Source organism: Acidovorax sp. FJL06 (genome assembly GCF_003852545.1).
In the GTDB taxonomy this organism is placed as follows: Bacteria; Pseudomonadota; Gammaproteobacteria; order Burkholderiales; family Burkholderiaceae_C; genus Acidovorax.
Map to the genome: position 1 here is coordinate 1 of NZ_QAJR01000071.1, position 346 is coordinate 346.

Annotated in this window: 1 protein-coding gene; it reads right to left on the reverse strand. The window is 73.1% G+C overall.

The features are described from left to right. Positions 1–346, reverse strand: a 346-nt coding sequence (locus DBV10_RS22500) for an ankyrin repeat domain-containing protein (RefSeq protein WP_199740235.1), incomplete at both ends; no start/stop codon positions are given.

Consider the following 346-nt stretch of genomic DNA (forward strand, 5'->3'; position numbering starts at 1 on the left):
TGGCGCCCAGGGCCAGAAGTTGCTGGACGGTGGTGGTGTGGCCGTTCATGGCCGCCAGCATCAAGGCGGTTCTGCCCTCGTTGTCGCGGGCGTCCACAGGCGTGCCCTGGTGGATGAGGATTTCCACCTGCTGGGGGTTGCCAGCACGGGCTGCGTCCCAAACAGTGCCTGGCAACGCAGCCCCGAGGCGCTTCTGCACGGCGGGGGCAGCGCCGGCCCCCGGGTTGTCGCCGGCCAAGGAGTCGGCCAGCGGGCTGCGGGCAGCCGGGGCAGCCGCCGCAGCTGCAGCAGCCTGGGGTGCGGGCGCGGCTGGCTGGAGGGCCTGTTCTGTGCGGGGGGCTGCTGC